Source organism: Clostridium coskatii (assembly GCF_001675205.1).
In the GTDB taxonomy this organism is placed as follows: Bacteria; Bacillota; Clostridia; order Clostridiales; family Clostridiaceae; genus Clostridium_B; species Clostridium_B ljungdahlii.
In genome coordinates this window covers 1-670 of record NZ_LROR01000008.1, presented here as the reverse complement: position 1 = coordinate 670, position 670 = coordinate 1, and the positions used below count along the sequence as shown (strand labels likewise).

Annotated in this window: 1 protein-coding gene; it reads right to left on the bottom strand. The window is 37.8% G+C overall.

Annotated elements, in window-relative coordinates; all coding sequences use genetic code 11:
- On the bottom strand, nucleotides 1–607 hold a 607-nt coding region (locus CLCOS_RS00050), incomplete at its 3' end, for a phosphate propanoyltransferase (protein ID WP_065080037.1).
- Between the last annotated feature and the right edge of the window lie 63 nt (nucleotides 608–670).

The window sequence follows — 670 nt, the reverse complement described above, 5'->3', positions numbered from 1 at the left end:
CATTTGCTTCCTCTGTGTCAATATGGCATTCTAAAGCTGAAGTATCATTTGCTCTAATTGCAACATTATTATAAATTCCACCACGTGGTCCATCAACTTTAATACTTACTGTCTGTCCATCATGCACATTAAAATGTTGTGCATTTGCAGGAGTCATGTGAATGTGTCTTTGTGCAACAATCACACCTTCCTTTATTTGAACAGATCCCTTTGGTCCTATTATGGTAATTCCAGGTGTCCCGTGTAAATCACCAGACATCTTTACTTCTGGAGCTACTCCCAATTTGAAAGAATCTCCTCTTAGGATTTCTACCTGTGTCTTACTACGTAATGGTCCAAGGATTCTAATCTTTTCAATAGCTCCCTTTGGTCCACATACTGTTACCGTTTCTTTACAAGCATACTGTCCTGGCTGTGCTAAATCCTTTATCTTTGTTACCTGGTATCCTTCTCCAAACAATATGTTAAAATCTGCTTGTGAAAGATGAATGTGGCGATTTGAAACTCCAACTGGGATTTCATTTGTATCTTGTTTTGTCTCTTTAGAAGACTGACTACCTTGAACAGCTTCCAATAAAAGCTTTATAACAGCTTCGTACTTGTCCATTTTAGTTAGCTCCCTTCATTGCAGCTACTAATTCACTTACGAGTCTAGCAAGTTTATCATTAT